Annotated in this window: 18 protein-coding genes; 4 read left to right on the top strand and 14 right to left on the bottom strand. The window is 47.3% G+C overall.

Annotation, left to right across the window (positions count from 1 at the left end; translation table 11 throughout):
• Positions 1 to 3 precede the first annotated feature (3 nt).
• The 13 genes from RA178_RS21675 to RA178_RS21615 all read right to left on the bottom strand — a co-directional run bounded on the left by RA178_RS21675 (position 4) and on the right by RA178_RS21615 (position 14935).
• Positions 4 to 1053: an efflux RND transporter periplasmic adaptor subunit gene (locus RA178_RS21675; RefSeq protein WP_306683872.1), complete on the bottom strand. Its 1050-nt coding sequence runs from the start codon at positions 1051 to 1053 to the stop codon at positions 4 to 6.
• A gap of 27 nt (positions 1054 to 1080) precedes the next feature.
• A complete protein-coding gene (locus tag RA178_RS21670) occupies positions 1081 to 1722 on the bottom strand; it encodes a nickel transporter (protein WP_105250717.1) in 642 nt (213 codons plus the stop codon).
• A gap of 39 nt (positions 1723 to 1761) precedes the next feature.
• The gene (locus RA178_RS21665; RefSeq protein ID WP_306683870.1) at positions 1762 to 3948 is read right to left on the bottom strand and encodes a TonB-dependent siderophore receptor; all 2187 of its coding nucleotides are present in this window, start codon (positions 3946 to 3948) and stop codon (positions 1762 to 1764) included.
• A 402-nt stretch (positions 3949 to 4350) separates the two neighbouring features.
• Positions 4351 to 5598 carry a glutamate-5-semialdehyde dehydrogenase gene (locus tag RA178_RS21660; RefSeq protein WP_263237040.1) on the bottom strand — a complete coding sequence of 416 codons (1248 nt, stop codon included), beginning with the start codon at positions 5596 to 5598 and terminating at the stop codon, positions 4351 to 4353.
• A 48-nt stretch (positions 5599 to 5646) separates the two neighbouring features.
• Entirely contained in the window at positions 5647 to 6747 is a 1101-nt protein-coding gene (gene proB / locus RA178_RS21655; protein ID WP_105250714.1) for a glutamate 5-kinase, read from the bottom strand.
• Between the two features lie 11 nt (positions 6748 to 6758).
• Complete coding sequence (gene putP, locus RA178_RS21650; protein ID WP_263192755.1) at positions 6759 to 8255, bottom strand: sodium/proline symporter PutP; 1497 nt, start codon at positions 8253 to 8255, stop codon at positions 6759 to 6761.
• Positions 8256 to 8258: 3 nt separating this feature from the next.
• On the bottom strand, positions 8259 to 8435 hold the full coding sequence (locus tag RA178_RS21645; RefSeq protein ID WP_168826181.1) for a hypothetical protein: 177 nt from the start codon (positions 8433 to 8435) through the stop codon (positions 8259 to 8261).
• 163 nt (positions 8436 to 8598) lie between these two features.
• Entirely contained in the window at positions 8599 to 10665 is a 2067-nt protein-coding gene (locus tag RA178_RS21640) for an FUSC family protein (RefSeq protein ID WP_306683868.1), read from the bottom strand.
• 5 nt (positions 10666 to 10670) lie between these two features.
• Complete coding sequence (locus RA178_RS21635) at positions 10671 to 11534, bottom strand: efflux RND transporter periplasmic adaptor subunit (protein ID WP_168826185.1); 864 nt, start codon at positions 11532 to 11534, stop codon at positions 10671 to 10673.
• Positions 11535 to 11540: 6 nt separating this feature from the next.
• The gene (locus tag RA178_RS21630) at positions 11541 to 11741 is read right to left on the bottom strand and encodes a DUF1656 domain-containing protein (RefSeq protein ID WP_173248380.1); all 201 of its coding nucleotides are present in this window, start codon (positions 11739 to 11741) and stop codon (positions 11541 to 11543) included.
• 181 nt (positions 11742 to 11922) lie between these two features.
• Positions 11923 to 13278: a glutathione-disulfide reductase gene (gene gorA, locus RA178_RS21625; RefSeq protein ID WP_306683864.1), complete on the bottom strand. Its 1356-nt coding sequence runs from the start codon at positions 13276 to 13278 to the stop codon at positions 11923 to 11925.
• A 146-nt stretch (positions 13279 to 13424) separates the two neighbouring features.
• A complete protein-coding gene (locus RA178_RS21620; protein ID WP_219254464.1) occupies positions 13425 to 13991 on the bottom strand; it encodes a hypothetical protein in 567 nt (188 codons plus the stop codon).
• Positions 13992 to 14143: 152 nt separating this feature from the next.
• Positions 14144 to 14935 (bottom strand): hypothetical protein, encoded by a 792-nt coding sequence (locus RA178_RS21615; RefSeq protein WP_306683862.1) that lies wholly within the window; start codon positions 14933 to 14935, stop codon positions 14144 to 14146.
• 269 nt (positions 14936 to 15204) lie between these two features.
• Between RA178_RS21615 and prlC the strand changes: the two genes are divergently transcribed.
• Both prlC and RA178_RS21605 read left to right on the top strand, forming a co-directional pair.
• Positions 15205 to 17244, top strand: coding sequence for an oligopeptidase A (prlC, locus tag RA178_RS21610; RefSeq protein WP_306683860.1), 2040 nt, complete (start codon positions 15205 to 15207; stop codon positions 17242 to 17244).
• 175 nt (positions 17245 to 17419) lie between these two features.
• Positions 17420 to 17950, top strand: coding sequence for a thioesterase family protein (locus tag RA178_RS21605; protein ID WP_011791203.1), 531 nt, complete (start codon positions 17420 to 17422; stop codon positions 17948 to 17950).
• Positions 17951 to 17974: 24 nt separating this feature from the next.
• Here RA178_RS21605 and RA178_RS21600 read toward each other — a convergent pair whose 3' ends face one another.
• Positions 17975 to 18622: a glutathione S-transferase family protein gene (locus tag RA178_RS21600; protein WP_306683854.1), complete on the bottom strand. Its 648-nt coding sequence runs from the start codon at positions 18620 to 18622 to the stop codon at positions 17975 to 17977.
• Between the two features lie 206 nt (positions 18623 to 18828).
• Here RA178_RS21600 and RA178_RS21595 point away from each other — a divergent pair, with 206 nt between their 5' ends.
• Both RA178_RS21595 and RA178_RS21590 read left to right on the top strand, forming a co-directional pair.
• Entirely contained in the window at positions 18829 to 19518 is a 690-nt protein-coding gene (locus tag RA178_RS21595; protein ID WP_173497830.1) for a DNA-3-methyladenine glycosylase I, read from the top strand.
• 814 nt (positions 19519 to 20332) lie between these two features.
• Complete coding sequence (locus RA178_RS21590) at positions 20333 to 21478, top strand: efflux RND transporter periplasmic adaptor subunit (protein ID WP_105250703.1); 1146 nt, start codon at positions 20333 to 20335, stop codon at positions 21476 to 21478.
• Positions 21479 to 21483 lie beyond the last annotated feature (5 nt).

The raw sequence follows: 21483 nt of genomic DNA, 5'->3' as shown, positions 1-21483 counted from the left end.
CCACTAACCTCCTACTGCAGAGTTGAGTACAGAGACTGGCTGTTGGTCTTGTAGGCCCTCGTTACCGCGGATCACCACGGGCGCGTCTTTAGGTAATGGGCTAAGGATTTCAATCCCGATGGCGCTCGTGTGGCCCACTTGAACGGTATGCCGTTGGGCTATGTTGTTTTGCACGGTAAAGACACTGAACTGGCCGTCCGGGTGACGGACTAGCGCATCTTGCGGCACGACAACACTGTGTTGCGCCCGCTGTAAGTGGAAGGTCGCAGTGGCCGATGTGCCGGGCATCAAAAGTCCACTCGCATCAGGAATGGTTAAGCGCACCAAGAAGCTGCGAGCATTGTGGTCGCTCACGGGGACGAGTGCATTCACATGGCCGATAAACTGCTGTTCAGGCAGCATATCTGCGGCAATATCGACTTGAGTTGCAGTGGCTATGTTTTGGAACATTTCCTGTGGGACTTGAATATCGAGCCAGAGCTGTTCTTGGGATACTAAGGTGAAGATTTCAGTGCCGACATTGACCCATTCACCAGTTTCAGTTTGTTTGCTTGAAATCACTCCCGCAAACGGCGCGATCAGTTGGTGGCGGGCGACCACCTCTTTTTGGTGTGCTAATGCCGCCGTTAAACTCTGCAGATTAGCTTCGGCTTCGGTTAACGCCGCTTGGCGAATCGCGCGCTCAGTTTCGGGGAATAATTGCTGAGAACTGAGTGTTTGCGCTTCGGTGAGGAGTCGCTGTTTTTCTGCCAGCATGGTCTTAGCGGCCATTACATCGGCCTGACGCTGTGCTAATTGGTGTATGGCTAAGGTGTCATCGAGTGCGAGTAGAGGCTGGCCAGCGTGGACTTGCGAGCCCGCATCGACCAGCACTTTGGCGACTAGGCCATCGGTACGTGCAGATAAGCGGGCTACCCGTGCGGATTTAATGGAGCCACTGAGTGGCAAAAGTTCATTGGTACTGCCTGTTTGGGGCAAGGCGACTGTTACAGGTGCTGTGCTTGCGTGGACTGCAGAACATAGCATGTATAAACCTATCATTAAATAACGCACGTTAACTCCATCTCACTATTAAGATTATTACTGAGTGATAAAACTCGTGGTGGTGATGTGTAAAACGCTATCAACCTCGTTACCTGCGAGTGTTTGTTTACCTTCTGTGGTGTGATTACTGACGAGTAAGTAGCGGCCCGCATCTGGGGTATCGAGGGCGAATTTACCTTGGGCATCGGTGGTGAAAGACTTGCTCCAAAAACCGGGGCGATACACTTGCACTGGATGATTCACCAGTGGCGCGCCTTTATAGCTAAGCACAAACTCGGGAACGCCTGACTTTACTGGCGTAAATTCAAAATCTTGCAGCGCTTTTGTGTGTTCTTGTCCCGTGCGGGCATAGAGTATTGCGGCCTGCAATCCGGTCTCGGTTTTCCATGGTTGCCACGCGGTATCGGCATAGAAACTGATGTCACTCTTGCTATCTTGGGTTTTGACCAGTAGATGATCGGCCTGTGCTGTGGCGGTTAACGGGGTCTTGGCATTGGCGGCGAAAATACGCGCCGCGCTTAACGATGCTAACTCTTCTGCCGAAGCCTGCTCTGAACCCGGTTCGCCAAATTGCACTTTAACCGAACCATCGTTATTACGCTCAAGCCATACTTCATGTGCTTGAGCCGAAAAAGCGATACCGCCGAGTAAAGTGAGTATTACAAGTGCTTGTTTCATTTGATCATCCTTAATGTTATTTCTGGTTAGGGCTATGTTTTAGAGCGTCCAACGTAGTGACAGTGTGGCATTACGTGGCTCGCCAAAGTCGGCGTAACCCCAGAGTGAACGGTTGTAGTTCTTGTCGAAAATATTGTTAATGTTCAATTGCATAGAAATAGAAGGTGTGATTTGGTAGCCAAACATTAAGTCAACGAGTGAGTAGGCGGATTGTGTTTGGCGGTAAGCCACATTCGGCGCGCCATCGACACCCCAAATAGTGCCTTGATAGAAGGTGCTGCTCTGCCAGCGCCAGCTCGCACCTGCAGTAATGCCCGGCAGAATATCTTCAAAGTTATATTTAGTGGTGAGTTTGAAGATATCTTCGGGCAGATAAGTTTGACGACGTAGGCCATCTTTATCTTCTGCATTGTTGTGGGTATAACCACCGCTGATATCCCATAAGTCGGTAAGACGTCCGGCTATTTCTAACTCATAGCCTTTGGTGGTAATCCCATCCACACTTTCGTAGATAGAGTCACCGGAAGGTAGCTGACCTTTACCTGCATACTCGGGTTCGTTGTCTTTATTGGTTTCGTAGACGGCGGCTGACATGTTTAGCGTGTCATCGAACAGCGCGACCTTGACGCCGCCTTCGACGTTTGTGCCTTCTGCAGGTTCGAGCAGTTGGCCATCTTCACCAAAATAGGTGCCAGGTTTGAAGATTTCAGTACGGCTAGCGTAGACAGAAATCTGCTCGGTCACATCGTAGACTAGGCCGTAGTAGGGGATGAAAATACCGGTTTTTTCCATGGTTGCATCTGTGCTGTTACCCACGAGATCATGCTTTTCATAGGACCAGTTACTTACGCGTCCACCGACCATTAATTTCAGTGAATCCAACAGATTGACACGGACAGTGCCGTAAACACCCGATTGGCTTTGCTCATTGGTTTGGCCATTGGTGGGTGAATTAGGAATATTAGGCTTGGGGTAATTGCCCTGATCCGCGACGTTATAGCGACGTTGGGGGGCGGAGTTCGTGTTGATGTTATCGAACTCGTTGTCACCATAGTTAAAACCGATCACAGCGCTATGTTCACGGCCGAGTAAGTCGAAGTTACCCGTTGCATACAGGTTGAAACTGTTGGTATCGGATTCACGATCATGTTGGGCTGCATAGGTATCGCCCCAAGGGCCAACAAATTCGCCGGTTGATTTGACGATATAATCGCCTGGGTAAAAGGCCAATGCATCTATGGTGGCGTTAGCGATACGATAGGCACTGACGAGTGACCAGTCGTTATCGAATCTATGTTTAAATTCGGCCATGAGACTCTTTTGGGTCACGTCCCAATGGGTCCAGTCCTGTGAGCTAGAGTAGTTGCGGCCAAAATCGACAGCAGTGCCATCGGTATAAAATGCGGGATTAGAGTTCCAGTTATACACACCGTCGGTTTGTGATTTTTGATAGTCCGCAAACAGCGACAAGCTAGTATCTGTGCCGAGACTCGTTTCAACTACGCCATAGAGCACAGTGGTATCGCGCTGATAGCGATCGATAAAAGAATCGCCTTTCTTCACCGCACTCACGAATCGACCTTTCACATTGCCTGAATCCGTGAGCCAGCCAGAAACGTCGGCCTCAAGTCTATAGGTATTCCATGAGCCATAACTTGCACTTGCGGTGGCGCGGGTGTCATCCGTTGGACGTTTACGAATAAAATTAACCGTGGCAGAAGGTTCACCTAAACCGCTTAAAATCCCTGCCGCTCCTTTTAATACTTCAACTCGTTCGGCTATCACAGGGTCTAAACCTTGATCAATTGAGCCGCTGTAAACATGGGATGAAGAGGTTGTGATTAAGCCGTCAATTTGGACACCGCTGTCGAGTGCATAGCCGCGCACGAATATCTGACTATTTTCAGAGGCATCGCCCACCATAGTGACGCCAGGAGTGTGATTTAACACTGACTCCATAGTGACTAAACCTTTGTCGCTGATCATCTCTTCGGTAATCAAAGTGACGCTTTGTGGGGTTTCTTTGAGTGACATAGACAAACCCGTGGCGCTATTCATTGCCGCGCGGGTGTATGTTCCTACCACGTTCAATCTTTCTATCTGTTCTGTATCTTTTTTCTCATCTTGCTTAGGGTCAGTATTGGCTTGAACCGTCAGAGTAAGTGTGCTGAGAAGTACAGGGATCAATGGCGAGCGCCAAGACGTTAAAACAGATAGGGGAGGCATGGTATTTCAATCCTTTCAGGCGATTTCAGATTAAATAATGATTGGTGATCCTGAGTGCAAATAAAGTGTTTAGGTGCAAATGAGAATCGATCGCATGATAGGTTTGTTTAAAATAAATGCAATATGCTCAATGTGTAAATTGTTTAAGCTGGGTTGTAACTTATTGGCGAATAGCTTGTCAGCGAGCTGTGACAAGCCGTCGCAGTAGGATCTGCACTTTTAGCGCATGCCTTACTATAACTCGGTTTCAGGGTATTGACTGGGAACTCAGGCTGTTGTGGTTCGAGTCGATTTAGCCAACAAAAAGGCCACAGTCGTTACCGACTGTGGCCTTAAATCTTTACAATTGAATCGAAATCCAACGGACTTGTTAAGCCTAAAAGTGTGATTTACAGCTTAGGTTTACGCCCGCACTTGGCCTGTGCCTGAGACTAAATACTTCTCAGCGGTCAAGGATTCGAGTCCCATTGGGCCATAGGCATGTAGCTTAGAGGTCGCGATGCCGATTTCTGCTCCAAGGCCGAGTTCGCTGCCGTCGGAGAAGCGCGAAGAGGCATTGACCATTACCACAGAAGCATCGACCGCACGTTGGAAGTGTGCGGCTGTGACTTCGTTTTCGGTGCAAATTACTTCTGTGTGCTGGCTACCAAAACGGGCAATATGTTGGATAGCATGGTCAAAGTGATCGACTTGGCGAATGGCAATTTCGAGATCTAAATACTCTTGGCCGAAATCGTCTTCTTCCATATACGTACAGTTTTCGAAGTAGCCACCGGATTGGGTACAAGCATTGATTTTAACCTTATGCTCGGCCAGCGCTTTGGCTACTTTAGGCAGGAATTGCGAGGCAATTTCTTGGTGTACTAATAGGGCTTCGAGGGCATTACATACGCCAGTGCGCTGGGTTTTACCGTTGAGCAGTAAGTCCATAGCAATATCCAGATCGGCATCTTTATCGACGTATAAATGACACACGCCTTTAAAATGCTGGATCACTGGGATTTTACTGTTGTCAGTCACAAAGTTTATCAAGCCTTCGCCGCCGCGGGGAATGATCACATCGATATAATCTCGTTGCTGCAGCAGTTCTAGCATGAGGGCGCGATCTGGGTCGGGCACCACTGTGATTAACGCCTCGGGCAAGCCGTATTGTTTCAATACGCTTTGCAAAATAGTGGCGATAATTTTACTGCTGTGCAGCGCCTCTTTACCACCGCGCAGGATCACGGCATTGCCGGATTTAAAGCACAGGGCACCCGCATCGGCGGTGACATTGGGACGCGCTTCATAAATCATACAAACCACGCCTAAGGGAACGCGCATCTTACTGATGGATAAGCCGTTAGGTCGCTGACCAATATAGCGTTCGTTGCCAATCGGATCGGGCAAGGCGGCGATGGTTTCAATGCCTACCGCCATAGCTTCGATACGTTCTGGCGTTAGCGTTAATCGGTCGAGCATGGCTGGGCCGACGTTATCGGCGGTCGCTCTGTGTAAGTCGATTAAATTTGCGCTTTGGATTTCATAGGACTTTTCACGTAATGAGCGTGCCATATCGAGGAGTACAGTATTTTTAAGCTGTTCGTCAACTTGGGCGAGGATCAGAGCCGCTTTGGCAGCTTCTTGAGATAAATTTTTGATTAAAGTCATATTTACTCCGCTTAGATGTTTACTCGCTTAGTTTTATTCGGCTGATGCTTATTCGAGAATGGCGATGTTTTTCTCGGAAATAATCGGTCCAGTCTTTTGCTGAAATTCACTGGCAAACTCGCGATCGTCTTGGTCCGTAATAAAGCTAAGTAAACAACTGCTGTAATTGGATTTGGCCTTGGCCAATTTAGTGCCATCGTCTTTGCGTACTAAAATGGTGTCACCGACAGAAAAGTCCCCATTGATGGCAACGACATCGTCACTGGTCAATTGCTCGCTATGGATATCAAGGGCGATATTAAAGTCATTTTCAACAATGACTTCGCCTTGAGCCTGCGAGGTATGTGTCATCCAGTGCAAGTGATCCTGCATTGGCTTCTCATCGGGGGTAAATAAGGTTCCTGGGTTTTGGCCCTTCAACAATTGGTTGAATGAGTCGGCATCAAAACCATTAATAATAAAGGTTTCGATCCCGTGGGAAATCGCCTTCTTGGCGGCTTGTATCTTAGTCCGCATTCCCCCTGTACCGACGGCACTGCTGGCGCCGCCCGCCATGGCGTAGATCTCGGCATTAATCTCGGTCACCTGCTTGATAAGCTGTGCATCGGGATATTCATGGGGGTTTTGCGTGTAAAGCCCATTCACATCCGAACAGATAATCAGCGTATCGGCATCGGCCGCCGCGGCGACCATGGCCGAGAGATTATCGTTATCGCCAACTTTGAGCTTGTCGGCGGTGACGGCATCGTTCTCGTTGATGATTGGCAGTAGCCCATGTTCGAGTAGGCTGAAAATCGTGTCTTTAATACTGATGTAACGATCTCGATTGCGTAAATCACCGTGGGTTAACAGTAGCTGTGCGGTTGGGAAATCAAATAACTTGTTCCATGTGGCCATCATATCGGCCTGGCCCGCTGCAGCCATGGCTTTCTTCACTGTGACGCTCGGTTTATCAACCTCGCCAAAGTGATGCCATCCTGCAGCGACTGAGCCCGAAGAGACCAAGACAACTTGGATCCCTTGGGCACGACAATAAGTAATAAATTGGGCAATGCCGAGTAAGTAGTGGCTGCTGCAACCTTGTTTGTGTGGAGCAATCAGGGCACTACCTACCTTAACGACAATGCGTTTCCAGGGTAAGTCAGTCATACCTGCGCGCCTCATCTGTCTTCGGCTAAAACACGGCCAGCCTTATGGAATAATTTAGTGGTTTTGGCACAGGGATCAGTATCGAGTAACGAGACTATCCAAATCACCACACTGCTCACGGCAAAGCCGGGGATCATCTCATACACCACTGTGGTTAAAGCTTTACCGTCAGCAAGTACTGGTGCATAAATCCAAAACAACACTGTAGCTGCGCCTGACACTATGCCGGCAATCGCGGCTTTGTGGGTTAGGTTAGCTTTATACAAGCTAAACAAGACTAACGGACCGAAGGCTGCACCGAATCCTGCCCATGCATTACTCACCAATGACAGCACACTGCTAGAGCGGTCAAGCGCTAGTAGACTTGCGACAATTGCCACGCCAGCTACGCCAAAGCGTCCCATTTTCACCATGTCTTTTTCGCTAGATTCTTTCTTCGACATCACGCGATAGATATCTTCCGTTAGCGAGCTTGATGACACTAATAGCTGCGATGAAATGGTGCTCATGATCGCGGCCAGAATTGCGGCTAATAAGAAGCCACTAATGATCGGATGGAACAACAACTCAGAAAACACAATAAAGATGGTTTCAGGATCGGTCAGCTTCATGCCAAATTTATTGGCGTAAGCGATACCGACAAGACCTGTTGCCAGTGCACCCACAATGGTCACTGTCATCCAGCCCATACCTATGTGTCTGGCGGTTTTAATGTCAGCGACTGAACGAATTGCCATAAAGCGCACAATAATATGCGGTTGGCCAAAGTAACCGAGTCCCCAAGATAAGCTTGAGATAAGCCCTAACATAGTGACGTTCTGCATGGCATCGGTGAAGTGTGGAATCGATTGATACGCAAAGTTCAGCATAGTGTCAGCGCTGGTAAACTCTTGATATGCCACCACAGGCACTAAGATTAAAGCGACAAACATGATACAGCCTTGGACAAAGTCAGTGAGGCTCACTGCTAAGAATCCGCCCAACAAGGTATAAGAAACCACTACGCCGAGGGTGACGACTAAACCTATGTCGTAGTTCAGGCCAAATGCTGACTCAAATAACTTACCGCCAGCCACTAAACCCGCTGAGGTATACAAGGTAAAGAAGATCACAATGATCACGGCCGAGATAATTCGGATACTGCTGTTGGCATTGCCGAAGCGTTTAGCAAAAAACTCCGGGATAGTAAGGGCGTTATCCGCGACTTCGGTATAGACCCTTAATTTGGGTGCAACGACCAAGTAATTAATTAGAGCACCAATCAATAGTCCAAGTGCGATGTAAATGGTTTCGAAACCAACCAAAAACATTGCGCCGGGAAGACCCATTAGCATCCAGCCACTCATGTCAGATGCACCCGCTGAGAGTGCGGTGACCTGTGGGCTCACCTTGCGGCCGCCCAAAATATAGCCGGACACATCGCTGGTGGATTTTTTATAGGCGAATAAGCCAATAGCAAGCATGGCGATAAAGTAAATCGCTAAGGAAACGTAAGCCAGGTAATTCATGGGTTATTTATCTCCTAACGCTTTGTTATTTTGAATAATACTCGGTTTCAAAATGACAAAGAGATAGGTGCTTAATATTGCGCATAAACACATAAACTGCATGGTTTCCTTGGCGTGTAATCGGGTAAAGCTTGCTACTTGCGAGATAAGATTTTCCTCTGGTGGGTTTTCCGTAGACATAATTGCTCCTTGGTTGATAATTGAATTTATATCACCAATATAGTTAGTGATCTAATTATATTAAGGCATTTTATCGGCCAAATATCAAGCTTCTATTGGATTTAAATGGTTTTGGCGGCAGTGCGAGAGTGGCTTTTGGGGCGGGAAATAGTTTGAGAACTGACTATTTTTCAGCGGTGTTTTTCTGCTCGGCGATACTGTGGGCAGTGCGTTCGAAGGTTAAGGTGATGCGTTCAAACATCCCAGTAATCAGAGTGAATTGTTCGTGGGGTAACGGGCATTGCGCCAGCGCTTGTAATAAGGCTTCGCTGCTGGTGTTAAACTCTTCTGCGGCTTGGCCGTGGGCGCAGGCGATAAATGCCTGACCTAAATTGTGTTGCCAGAGGTTGAGTGCATTTTCTAAGTCTGAGTGCGTATCTGAAATCCCCTGCAACATGCGCCGCATTCGAATCGACACATGGCCTAGATTAAGTGCAGTGAACACCAGATCGGTAAATACCCTCGAACTCTTGCCCGAGCCTTTTTCGTAACTGGCGATCCGCAGGAGTCGATCGCCCATGCGGGCGTTAAACCAAGGCTCAGGATCATCATGTTGCGCGATATGCACTAGATCTTTTTGGATAGATTGCAGCAGACGATATTGCATCAGCCGCTGGCTAGGTTCGGTGATCAATTTAAATAGCCAATACAGCACAGTAACGCCAACAAAAATCGCTAAGGCATTGCTGACAGTGTTTTCTATCGCAAATGAAATGGTATTACTGGGCTGTACTAATACCGCAAACGGCACGCAAATCCCGAGACCATAGGGCAAGGTCGGTCGATTCGCTAAGGCGAGTAGCCCAATAAAAAAGGGGCCTGCGAGCACTAAAATGAGGATTTCGAAATCGCCGCTACTCTCTGCCAGCAAAGGTAAAGCGTAAAACACTGTGAGGGGCACAGCGATAGTGATACCGACAAGAATACGGCGCAAAATCGTGGTTAGTATCGGCAGTGGCTGGCGCGCCATCATGATGGAAAAGACTACAGGCATCAGGATCATCATGAGTACCGCACTCGATCCTGTGCCGATCCACAGCGAAGCCCCAATGACAAATACCGCCATGCTGCGTAGACCGGTCGTAAACCCTATCAGTGGATCTCGGTGAAATTCCATTGGCGGCGCGTTGAGTTGTACCGCAGAATTGCTTGTCAGTACGTTATAACTCTTGAGCACCATGATCAGATCGGCGCTTAACTCCATCGCAACTTTGAGTAAGCGAGTCTCTAATGGGTTTCGGTCGCGGTATTGCATCAGGTTTTGTTGGAGTTGATACCTTAAAGTACGCGCCATTTTGTAGCATTCTTGGTCATCAGTGGATTGCGCCATCAGGGTAAAACTGCTGCGCATATTGGCTAAGGTTTTCGCGAGCGGTTCGCTGACCAGATGGGAATGATTACGTTGTAGTCGGCCAAATATTTGGATTGCCGCCAACAGCGAAAGGGTTTTATTGCAGAGAAAGTTCGCCGCATGGCTCTGCCCGCGACCTTCGGGACCTTCATAAATCACCGCGCTGGAGTCGTCACTCAGCGCCGATACTGATTCCATAATAGTGTCGATATGTTCATGGCGGCTCGCATGTACGCCCTGTAAATCTAGTTCTAATGCAAGATAGTTAAGCGTTTGATTAATTGTGTTTTTAGCATGCAGTTGCAGACCATGTTTTACCTTAGTCGGCCAAAGTAGCGAGCTGACCAAGACGGCGCATATCGCCCCGACGACAATCTCGCTGATCCTCGACTGTGCCACATCGAATATTTTTGCACTATCGGCCGTGCTTGGGCTCGCCATCACAATGAGCACTATCAAGCAGGCTGTCATGCCCGCCATAGCAAAGGCATAGACAAAGTTTTGCTGGCGCACCATGGCCGACAACCCAGAATTTAGCCCTATCCAGCAGGCGAGTAATCCTAAGGCGAGTTCGGGATAGGGCGTAAACCCGTTGAGTATGGCAATCCCCGCGAGCGCGCCGACTAAGGTGCCGCCGATTTGGCATAAGCCCTTTTCGATCACGAGCCCGCTTTCGGGGCGGATTTGCAGAAATACCGCCGACACCAGCGCCCAATATGGTCGTTCTAGATTTAAGAACATGGCCACATATAAGGCGAGCGCCATCGAGATCACGCCTTTAATCGCGAAGATAAGGGTTCGTCGGTCGGGAAAAAATAAACTCTTCAGTAACAGCGTCATAATGACTATTTGTCAGTCTGTAGCTGGATGGAAACTGTCATGCCGACGCTCAGCTCTATGTCCTTAGGAATGCTGTCTAGCTGGATATCGACCGGAATACGTTGTGACAATCTCACCCAATTAAAGGTTTGGCCGATTTGCGGTAATAACTGCCCATTAGCGGTGACATTGGTATTGGCGATTGCCTTGCCTATGCTGGTCACTTTGCCGTGCAAGACATGGCCGCCACTCATCAGGCTGACATCGGCGTTTTGACCTATGTGAACCAAGGGGATTTTGGTTTCTTCAAAATAGCCTGTGATATAGAGAGAATCTTGTTTGACCAGCGAAAATACTGAGTTGCCTTTGCTGACATAGTTGCCATTACGCAGGCTTAAATTGATCAGTGTGCCGTTTTCGGGAGCGTGAATTTGCGTTCGCGCTAAGTCAATTTTGGCGGTATTCAATTGCGCCTGTGCGAGCTCATAACTGGTTCTTGCCAGTTCGGTATTGATAAAGGCTTCGTCGAAGGTTTCTTTGCTGACCAAGTTGTCATTGGTCAAACCGATACGGCGTTTGTACTTATGCTTTGCCAGTTCCCATGCCAATTTTTGGCTTTCCGCTTTGGCATTCAATTCGGCAATCGTGGCCTTGTAGCGGGTATCGTCCACAGTGAACAACACATCACCCTTATTGACGACTTGATTGTCTTTTACATTCAGTTGGTTCACCCAACCGGACACATCTGGCGCTATGGTAATGATTTCGGCGCGAACTCGGCCGTCGCGAGTCCAAGGAGAATAAAGGTAGTGCGACCATATCCAATGTCCGGCGATACCTGCAATCGCGACCACAATAAGGGTGAGGCTGATACGAAAGATTTTTCCCATGAACAATCAACTCCCAAGCAAGTAAATGACCAAAGCCAGATAGCAGATAAACAGCCCAACTTCGAACCAAGCTGCGCGCCACAGCGTGTGATAGAGCCCAGTTTGATAGAGTACCAAGCGAGTGATGCAGGAAAGCAGAAAAGCTAAGGGGATAAAGATAATTAATGGACTAAATAACAAACCATCGAACGCGAGTTCTTTAAGCATTACGCTATTCATCCCGATAACAGTGGCGCAGCGATAACCGCGCTAGGTGTTTAAAATGCAAAGTACTCAGTCGAGATTATAGGAAAGTCGCGTGAGAGTTAATGGTTTTATACTATCTGTGATCAATTAGGGCCAGCATAAGCTGGCCCTAAATATGATGAAATCAAAGCGAAAATCGCTTCTACCTCATAGTAACAAACTCTTCGGCGCCCGTTGGGTGGATAGCAACGACCGCATCGAAATCGGCCTTAGTTGCCCCCATTTTCATGGCGACGCCGAAACCTTGAAGGATTTCGTCCATACCAAAACCAATACCATGAATACCGACGACTTTTTCGTCCTTGCCAGCGCAGACTAGCTTCATCTTACAGGCTTGGCGATGGGCCGTAACGGCGGTGTACATTGAGGTAAACGTCGACGTATACACTTTGACTTTATCGTCGCCGTATTGAGTACGGGCCTCTGGTTCGGTCAAGCCCATAGTGCCGATAGGTGGATGGCTGAATACAACTGTTGGGATCAGGCTGTAATCCATTTTGGCATCTGTCATACCGTTAAATAAACGCTCGGACAACAAACGGCCCGCTTTAACCGCAACAGGAGTGAGCTCTACGCCGCCCGCCATAATGTCGCCGACACAGTAAATCCCTTTGTGAGTCGTATTTTGCTGCTCATCAGTGATGACATAGCCTTTGTTATCTAATTGCACTTCGGTATTTTCTAGGCCGATATTGCCTGTTGCAGGTGAGCGGCCAATTGCCCAAATCAAGCAATCGACTGTAATGCTTTCACCGTTTTCTAAGTTTAATGTCAGGCTGTCATCGGCATTTTTAACCACGGCTTTTGGCACGCTATGGGTGTGCAATGTTGGGCCTTCGGTTGCCATCGCATCGACGAGAGCATCGACTAATATAGGGTCAAAGTTACGCAGCGGCGCATGTTTACGCACTAATAAGTGAGTTTCACTGCCCAGAGCGTGTAACACGCCAGCGACTTCAACAGCGATATAACCCGCGCCAACAACGGCAACGCGCTTAGGTTGCTCGCGCAGGGTGAAGAAACCATCGGAATCGATACCGTATTGCGCGCCAGGAATATTCGGAATCGTCGGTGCGCCGCCAGTGGCGATAAGGATATGATCGGCGGTGTAATGTTCGCCGTCCACTTCGATGGTGTTGCCATCCACAAAACGGCCGTAGCCATTTAACAGCGTCACTTTGTTGTTGGCAAAACCACGGCCATAGGCATCGTGAATACGACCAATGTAGGCTTCGCGGTTTTCGACCAAAGTGTTCCAATCGAATTTATTAACAGTGACGTCGAAACCATAATCTTTGGCGTAAAGGTTCATCGCTTCGGCAACGTGGGCGCCATACCACATGACTTTTTTGGGCACACAACCTACGTTTACACAGGTGCCACCCACGTGTTTGGCTTCGATGAGTAGAACCTTAGCACCACGCATTGCCGCTCGGTTTGCTGAGGCGATACCGCCGCTGCCTGCACCTAGGCAGATATAGTCAAAATGTTGAGCCATGAGTTTCTCCGTCTTACTTCAAGGATGAGATGCTTTACAGCAGAAGGTCATTGTAGGGGGCTTTGCGGTAACAGACCAGCCTATTGCATCACTAACGTATAAGGCATTGCTTTTAATAAAAATACTCCTAAAGTTGCATTCAGTTGTTATCGCGTGGCTGTTTCGCGGCGATATTGGCACTTAGAGTGATCGTTTTGAGCTGGGCCTTCTGCACCACATTTCAAACATTGCCACTCCTTTTGGCGGGCGCTGAGTTCATCGGCTTGATGCTTAGCAGCGTTATCTTGTTTGTCGCCGAGTAGGGACTCTAGCTGATCCATACGTTTATCGAGCCAACGGCAGTTAGGATCATTGGCGACATGTGCACGACTGGCGAGCTGTTGCTTGCGACTGAGTTTTTTACTCTTAGCGGCTTTGTTCGATTGAGTGGCTTTAGTTGATTTAGTGGTTTTGGATGGCTCTGCGGGTGTAACAGTGGGGGGCGAATACTCGAACGCACTTTGCACTTGGTTAGGCACATTAATCGGCTTGCCCTCATTGTCGAGTAAAGTGCCTAGGGGCAAAGGCGCGGTTTGTGTCGGTTGCGCTAAGGATTCTAGACTCGGTTCAGGTTCAGATACCTGTTGCGCATTAGTCGAGCTTGTCACTTGGATAAAAAGCAGGGGCAAGGTAATGACAGCGGTTCGGATAAGATAGAAATGATGCGTTAACATTCCCTGTTCCTCGGCAAAATCGATGTGAATAGTGAGTCGCTCCGTCGACATTTTGAGTTTAGTTAGTGAGCTTTGTTTTTGCCAAATGTTGCGGGATAAATTGACTGAGGAAGGTTGTAATACGGCGCTAGAAACACAGGGCTAAAACGACATTAAAACGTTACCGCAAAGTGGATGCCAGCATAGGTTTGATTCTGTGAACTTATATCGCCATTGGCTGAGGCTTCTTGCTCAATATCACTCTGGGCAATGCTGTGGCTAATGTGTCCGCTAATACTCATGCTTGGGGTCAGTTGATAATTCGCTTCGAGGCCAAACTGCAGGTTATTACTGCCATCGTGTTCTTCTGTGCGGTATTTAAAATCAAACCCTTGAGTGATATAGGGCGTGAGGCTGAACTGGTCTGTGATATTCCAATAACTGTGCAAACTCACTTCAACAAAGTAGCCTGCCGCCTCTGTGGAATAGACATAACTCATCGATGGTACCAACCAAGCTGTGGCGCTGTAGGCGAGTTCTGCAAATAGCTCGTTATCTTGGCAGCGGCTATTGCTATAGCCTTCAATGCGCTGATATCCCAGATTAGCCTCTAGGTTTTCGGCTAAGTTGAACCCATATTCAAGGCCGATATTCCACTCTGTATAGGCTTGGCTATCACCGCGTCCGACTAAGGCATAAGTGGTTAAGTTGCCGTGTTGAACGGTAGCATTGAGCCAATAAATACCCCCATTTTGCAAGTTATTGCGACCCTGTGAGACATATTTGCTGTCCCAACCTAAATCCAGCGTCACCGCCAAAGGTTCTGTTATCTGGCGGGGTAATATGGTGTTTGAAATACTATCGACTTGTTCTAGGCCCTCATTAGCAACTGCGTTGTGACTAAGGCAGTTGATCCCTAATGTGCAGAGGACGCTGGCGATAAGTTTCACTGAGTGTGTTGCCATATTTTTGCTGATTTTGGTCGAGGTACGTTAGTTATGCAGATAATACCTTGCCCACATACAAACATTAATGCGAATTGATTCGATTTGCGATCGAGATTGCAACAATGTGTAGGTAAATAAAACGTAAATCCTAAATGCGAACTAGTTCACTTTTTTTCAGGGGAAATAGGGTTAAGTAAGGCGTTCGAAGGGGACAATCGGTTTTCTCGCCTTGATAAATAGGCCATTAGCCCTTATTTATAACAGATACAGATTGTTGAGGAGTCAATATGAGCAACCCTTTGCTTAGCGGCGCAAAATTACCGCTTTTTTCACAGATTAAACCGGAACATATTCAAGTCGCCGTTGAGCATGCCATTGCTCAGTGCCGCACTAAGATTGATGAAGTGCTGCAGAACCAAGGTCCTTTTACGTGGGACAACTTGGTCGCGCCATTAGAACAGGTTGACGATGAGCTAAGCCAAATTTGGTCGCCCGTTTCTCATATGAATTCAGTGACTAGCACAGATGAGTGGCGTGCCGCCCATGATGCTTGTTTACCTCTTTTATCGGAATACGGTACTTACGTTGGCCAACACCAAGGTTTGTATCAAGCCTATAAAGCGCTGCGAGCATCCAATGAATTTGCACAATTGAGCCAAGCCCAGCAGATGGTGATAGAGCACAGCCTGCGCGACTTTGAACTATCGGGTATTGGTTTAGATGACGCGCAAAAAGTGCGTTATGGCGAGATTGTAAAACGTCTTTCTGAACTCACCAGTGGTTTTTCGAATCAATTACTGGATGCGACGCAAGCTTGGACTAAGTTGATCACTGATGAAGCTGAGCTTGCTGGTTTGCCTGAGTCTGCCAAAGCCGCCGCTAAAGCGATGGCGCAGTCGCGTGAGTTAGAAGGTTGGTTATTTACCTTAGATTTTCCATCTTACCTACCCGTCATGACTTACAGCGAAAACCGCAGTCTTAGGGAAGAATGCTACCGTGCGTTTGTCACTCGCGCTTCAGACCAAGGCCCCAATGCCGGAGAGTTTGATAACAGCCCGCTGATGGACGAAATTCTTGCTTTGCGCCACGAACTCGCATTGTTACTCGGTTTTGACAGTTTTGCTGACAAATCTCTGGCGACGAAAATGGCTGAAACGCCGGCGCAGGTGATGGCATTTTTAAATGAATTAGCGCTGCGCTCAAAGGATCAAGCTAAGGCAGAACTGGCTGAGCTGAGAGCGTTTGCAGAGGCCGAATATCGCGTGACTGAAATGGCCTCTTGGGACTTAAGTTTCTATGCTGAGAAGTTGCAGCAGCATAAGTATGAGATTTCACAGGAAATCCTGCGTCCGTATTTCCCCGAAGATAAAGTGCTCTCGGGTTTGTTCTACACAGTATCGCGTTTGTTCGGCCTTAAAATCCTTGAGCAAAAGGATTTTGACCGATGGCATAAAGACGTGCGTTTCTTCGATATTTTCGACGAAACTGACGAACACAGAGGCAGTTTCTACCTCGATTTATATGCCCGCACAGGTAAACGTGGTGGTGCTTGGATGGATGACTGCCGTGTGCGCCGTCAAACCGCCAATGGATTACAAAAGCCAGTGGCTTATTTGACCTGTAACTTTAATGGTCCGGTCGATGGCAAACCTGCGCTGTTTACCCATGATGAAGTGACAACCCTGTTCCACGAATTTGGTCATGGTATCCACCACATGCTGACAAAAATCGATGTTGCAGGCGTGTCGGGTATCAATGGTGTGCCTTGGGATGCGGTCGAGTTACCGAGCCAATTTATGGAAAATTGGTGCTGGCAGGAAGAAGCCTTAGCCGAAATTTCTGGCCACTTCGAAACGGGCGAGCCATTACCTAAAGCCTTGTTGGATAAAATGCTGGCGGCGAAAAACTTCCAGTCTGGCATGATGATGCTGCGCCAACTCGAGTTCTCGTTGTTCGATTTTAGAATGCACCACGAATACGACCCCGCTAAAGGCGCGCGCATTCAAGAAACCTTAGACGAAGTGCGTCGTCAGGTGGCCGTATTAACACCGCCGGATTTTAACCGTTTCCAACATGGATTTGCCCATATTTTTGCGGGCGGTTATGCCGCAGGTTATTACAGCTATAAATGGGCAGAAGTGCTGTCGGCGGATGCGTTTTCTCGCTTCGAAGAGGAAGGTATTTTCAACCCTGAAACGGGTCGTCGTTTCCTGCACAATATCCTCGAAATGGGTGGTTCAGCCGAGCCGATGGACTTGTTCAAACAGTTTATGGGACGCGAGCCGAATATCGATGCCCTGTTAAGACATTCAGGCATTGCTGCATAAGCAATTGTGAGTTTTGATAAATCAGCCCCTTTTAATGGGCTGATTATCTGAGGGTATTTAGCTTAATCGAACGATAAAAAGACGCCCTAGGGCGTCTTTTTTGTGAGCTATATCCCGCTTGCCCTGTGGTATGACCTCTGTTAGCCTGTGGCTCTTATTTCAAGGGCGGCGCGTTATGAATCTGTATTTTCGTTTGTTTTGGTTGTTATTCTGGCGCACGCGCCATTGTCGTAAGATCGATTTTCTAGGGACAAGCCGTATCACTTATCGTGCTTTACCGAGCGATTGCGATATCAATTTCCATCTCACTAATTCTCGCTATCCCGCGTTTATGGATCTGGCGCGGACCTATATGTTGGCTGAGATGGGTCTGCTGAAACGTTTCTTAAAGTTGAAGTGGATGCCGATAGTTAACGCCGCCGAATTTACCTATATTCGCGATATTAAGCCGCTGAAAACTTTTGAGATTGAAACCAAAGTCGTCGGTTGGGATGAAAAATATTTCTATATTGAACAACGCTTTGTGAGCGAACGTGGCCTACATTGTATCGTGCATGTGCGCGGTGTGTTTGTGTGCAAAGGTAAGCAAGTGCCGTTAGATGTACTAGTGAAAGAGGCGGGTTATACCGATCCTGCACCTGAGTTGCCGCCAGAAGTCGTGAAGTGGAAAGCGTTTTTGCAGTTGAAGAAAGAACGCAATATGTGATTGTGTTGAGGCATGACTTACTCGCTAAGGTATGCCTCTTATTCCTGCCGTTTCCTCCATCTCAGCCAGTAACACCTCTTCTTGTACTAACATCCAAGCGCCACGCAGTTGTGCCTGCTGCCAATAGCGCACGATTTCATCTAAATCCAACAGGTTTAGATGTTGGAAGCTATAGCTTAAACAAGGGATGAGTGCACAGTCGGCTAAGGTAAAACTGTCGCCACAGACCCAATGATGTTGTGTGAGTTGCGCGTCTAAGCGTTGAAACTGTGTCAGTAGTTGCTTCTCTAATTGTTTGATTTCGAATTCATTGCTGTCTTCTATGTGCTTTAACTTTTCTAATTGAAATAATGGGTTGTTAATATCATTGTCTATGATGCGATCGAACAAACGTACCTGTAAGTTGCGTTGTGGTTCTTGTGGCAGCAGCTGGGTACTGTTTTCAAAATGCCTATCTAAGTACTCGATAATAATGCTGGATTCGGGTATCAGCTGTTCATTTTGGGCTTTAAGCAGGGGGATTCGCGCTTGCGGATAACGTTGGTGAAATTCCTTGCGGGACAAAGGGTCGCGTAGATCTATGGTTCTGGGGTAGAAGTTGGCCTGCTTTTCATAAAGTGCGATGAGCACTTTCTGTGAATAGCGTGATAACGGGTGATAAAAAAGCTCCATAGGCACTCACTCCAAACCCAGTCTTTTACGGACTTTACGTTTTAACTTTAGTCGTAATTGAAGCGCTTGCTGTAAGAGTTTTCTTAAAAAATGCTGGAATAAACACAATTTTTCTTGGCAAAGCCAAGTGATCCATCAGGGGTAAAAATAGGTATTATGAGCCCATATAGGAAGTGTCGGGATTTAATCATTTTAAAGGTAATAATATGAGCCAGTTAGAGCGTTTTTCATCTATTTATGCCAGAGCCAGTGAGCGCAAAGGCGGACCTGCTGGACTCGAAGCCTTATTGTCTGGTTGCCTGTCTGATGATGAAATTCGCCAATATCGGGATGCTGAATTATTGTCGGCGATGAGCCGTCAGGTGTTTCAAAGTGGTTTTGTATGGCGGGTGGTTGTGAACAAATGGCCCGAGTATGAGAAGTCTTTCTTTGGGTTCGAACCGCATAAAGTATTAATGTTATCGCCTGAGCAAATTCAAGCGCGGGCAAGTGATGCGACCTTGATTCGCCATCTTAAAAAGACTCAAGCCATTTATGATAATGCTCTGATGATCCACGATGTTGCTCGCGAACATGGCAGCTTGGCGCAGCTGATCGCCGCTTGGCCGACGCAGGATATTATCGGGTTGTGGGCATTTTTAAAGAAACGAGGTACTCGATTGGGCGGGAATACGGGTCCCTATTTTCTGCGCGGTATTGGCAAAGATACTTTTTTGTTAACCGATGATGTACAAGGTTATTTTAAAGCACATAAGTTAGTCGATGCGGGCTTTTCATCACAAACGGCGCTTAAGCAAGTGCAAGCCGTATTTAATCAGTGGCAACAGGAGTCGGGTCGTTGTTTGGCTGATATCAGCCGTATTTTGGCTTGCAGCGTGGGCGATAATCGAATTTAGTCCTGTTAAGTTGTGATTGAAGATGAACAAATTAGTTTTAATAGACAAATATTGCTTTGCTAGCAATATTTGTCATTACAGAAGCATTATTTGTGGGAGTCTGAGTTTCATTTAATGGGGTATTAATCTGAATTTCGGGTTTGCTCCGTTTTGGGGTAACCACTAAAATAGCCCGCTAGCTATTATTTGTGACTGTTTAATTGTGTGGCGTTACCTCATAACGCTGGCGCTGCCTTTTAGCCGTGCACAAATAGTAGATGTAATAAACTGCACAGCAATCCGCTATCGGATGTATTCATGTTTTTACGCACAAGCAGTCTGAAGCCAGCTCTTTGCTTACTCTCTTTCGGTATTGTCAGTCTTGATAGGGTCGTTTTTAACGACTTGATGCTGAGAGTGGCCTGAGTAAAAACAAGCGCGCTGCGTTTTCGTCTCTATGTACAAATTATTGCAACAAGTGACGGTTAAGCTAACGTCATTGAGCTGTGGGCCTTGGCCTGCCGCAAGTCTAGAATATGAACAGATTTGCAACATATTCAATATGGAGTAGGCTTATTGGGTGTTTTACGGCATATCTCCCTAACAATGCCACTCAAAGTTAACCGATTTTTTAAATCGAATAACAATTCGATGAATATAGTAATGCTGAATGAGTGAAAATTTTCATTAGTTTACAATTTAGTTTCGTTATCTTCCTTGTTGATTCATATAGGCTATGAGATAAATAACGGATTTGATTTTAGTTACAATTACGGCTCGTGTCAGCGCAATAAGTGTACTGGTATGTGGGCAGTTAATATTTGAAGGAGTTCTCATGCGGCAGACAATTAAACTTGCCTCAGTTATAAGCGTGGCGTTATGGATGGCAGCTTGCAGCCCTCAAGAAGAGAGCGCTCAGGCGGGTGCTGGTCCACGTAGTATGGAAGTGGGAATCCTTAATGTTGTTGCCCAGCCACAAGTGATTCAGGTGGAATTACCAGGACGCAGTAAAGCTTTCCTCGAGGCTGAAGTTCGTCCACAGGTTAACGGTATTATCACTAAGCGTAGTTTTGTTGAAGGTGGCAATGTGAAACAGGGTGAATCCTTGTATCAGATTGACTCTTCAACTTATAAAGCTGCTTTAGTGAGTGCCAATGCTGATTTAGCCAGAGCGAATGCGGGCTTAGCCTCAGCAAAAGCTAAGGCGGCACGTTATCAGCAATTGGTAAAAACCAACGCCATCAGTAAGCAAGAGTTCGATGAAGCTGAAGCGGCTTATAAAGAAGCATTAGCGAATGTAACCGTGGCTGAAGCTGCGATTAACACCGCTAAAATCAACCTGCAATATACTGAGGTATTAGCACCTATCTCTGGTCGTATCGGTAAATCGAGTGTGACTGCGGGTGCGTTAGTCACTGCCAACCAGAGCCAAACGCTGGCGACGATTCAACAACTTGATCCTATCAATGTGGATATCGCGCAATCGAGTGCTCAGTTGTTACGTCTTAAAGCTAAGTTGCAGCAAGGTAAACTACAAGCTTCAGAAAATGCAGACGTGAAATTATTGCTTGAAGATGGTACTCAATATAGTCATCCGGGTAAGTTGCAGTTCGCTGAAGTGAGCGTGGATCCAAACACTGGCTCAGTTATTCTGCGCGCAGAATTCCCTAACCCTGAAGGTATCTTGTTACCTGGCATGTATGTTCGCGCTATGTTAAATGCGGGCACTGATCCACAGGCTATCTTGGTTCCACAAAAAGCGATTACGCGTAACTCTAAGGGTGAAGCTGTGGCTATGGTGGTGAATGACCAAGGTTTAGTCGAAGCGAAAACAGTGACGACCGCAGAAGTGATTAACAACCAATGGCGAGTTACTTCTGGTTTAACTGTGGGCGACAAGTTGATTGTGGAAGGATTACAGAAAGTTCGTCCCGGCGCTCCAGTAACCACCAAAGTTATTTCTGAAACGCAAGCACAATAGGGCAT

Origin of the sequence: Shewanella oncorhynchi, from assembly GCF_030848765.1 — a bacterium.
Taxonomy (GTDB): domain Bacteria; phylum Pseudomonadota; class Gammaproteobacteria; order Enterobacterales; family Shewanellaceae; genus Shewanella; species Shewanella oncorhynchi.
The sequence above is the reverse complement of the archived record's forward strand: the minus strand, read 5'-3'. Positions and strand labels throughout refer to the sequence as shown.

Excerpts from the sequence above, each read along its gene's own strand:
- prlC (WP_306683860.1), top strand. The coding sequence starts at position 15,205 with ATGAGCAACCCTTTGCTTAGCGGCGCAAAATTACCGCTTTTTTCACAG.
- RA178_RS21590 (WP_105250703.1), top strand. The coding sequence starts at position 20,333 with ATGCGGCAGACAATTAAACTTGCCTCAGTTATAAGCGTGGCGTTATGG.
- RA178_RS21595 (WP_173497830.1), top strand. The coding sequence starts at position 18,829 with ATGAGCCAGTTAGAGCGTTTTTCATCTATTTATGCCAGAGCCAGTGAG.
- putP (WP_263192755.1), bottom strand. The coding sequence starts at position 8,255 with ATGAATTACCTGGCTTACGTTTCCTTAGCGATTTACTTTATCGCCATG.
- RA178_RS21620 (WP_219254464.1), bottom strand. The coding sequence starts at position 13,991 with ATGTTAACGCATCATTTCTATCTTATCCGAACCGCTGTCATTACCTTG.
- RA178_RS21665 (WP_306683870.1), bottom strand. The coding sequence starts at position 3,948 with ATGCCTCCCCTATCTGTTTTAACGTCTTGGCGCTCGCCATTGATCCCT.
- proB (WP_105250714.1), bottom strand. The coding sequence starts at position 6,747 with ATGACTGACTTACCCTGGAAACGCATTGTCGTTAAGGTAGGTAGTGCC.
- RA178_RS21600 (WP_306683854.1), bottom strand. The coding sequence starts at position 18,622 with ATGGAGCTTTTTTATCACCCGTTATCACGCTATTCACAGAAAGTGCTC.
- RA178_RS21630 (WP_173248380.1), bottom strand. The coding sequence starts at position 11,741 with ATGCTTAAAGAACTCGCGTTCGATGGTTTGTTATTTAGTCCATTAATT.
- RA178_RS21660 (WP_263237040.1), bottom strand. The coding sequence starts at position 5,598 with ATGACTTTAATCAAAAATTTATCTCAAGAAGCTGCCAAAGCGGCTCTG.
- RA178_RS21615 (WP_306683862.1), bottom strand. The coding sequence starts at position 14,935 with ATGGCAACACACTCAGTGAAACTTATCGCCAGCGTCCTCTGCACATTA.
- gorA (WP_306683864.1), bottom strand. The coding sequence starts at position 13,278 with ATGGCTCAACATTTTGACTATATCTGCCTAGGTGCAGGCAGCGGCGGT.
- RA178_RS21635 (WP_168826185.1), bottom strand. The coding sequence starts at position 11,534 with ATGGGAAAAATCTTTCGTATCAGCCTCACCCTTATTGTGGTCGCGATT.
- RA178_RS21605 (WP_011791203.1), top strand. The coding sequence starts at position 17,420 with ATGAATCTGTATTTTCGTTTGTTTTGGTTGTTATTCTGGCGCACGCGC.
- RA178_RS21645 (WP_168826181.1), bottom strand. The coding sequence starts at position 8,435 with ATGTCTACGGAAAACCCACCAGAGGAAAATCTTATCTCGCAAGTAGCA.
- RA178_RS21670 (WP_105250717.1), bottom strand. The coding sequence starts at position 1,722 with ATGAAACAAGCACTTGTAATACTCACTTTACTCGGCGGTATCGCTTTT.
- RA178_RS21640 (WP_306683868.1), bottom strand. The coding sequence starts at position 10,665 with ATGACGCTGTTACTGAAGAGTTTATTTTTTCCCGACCGACGAACCCTT.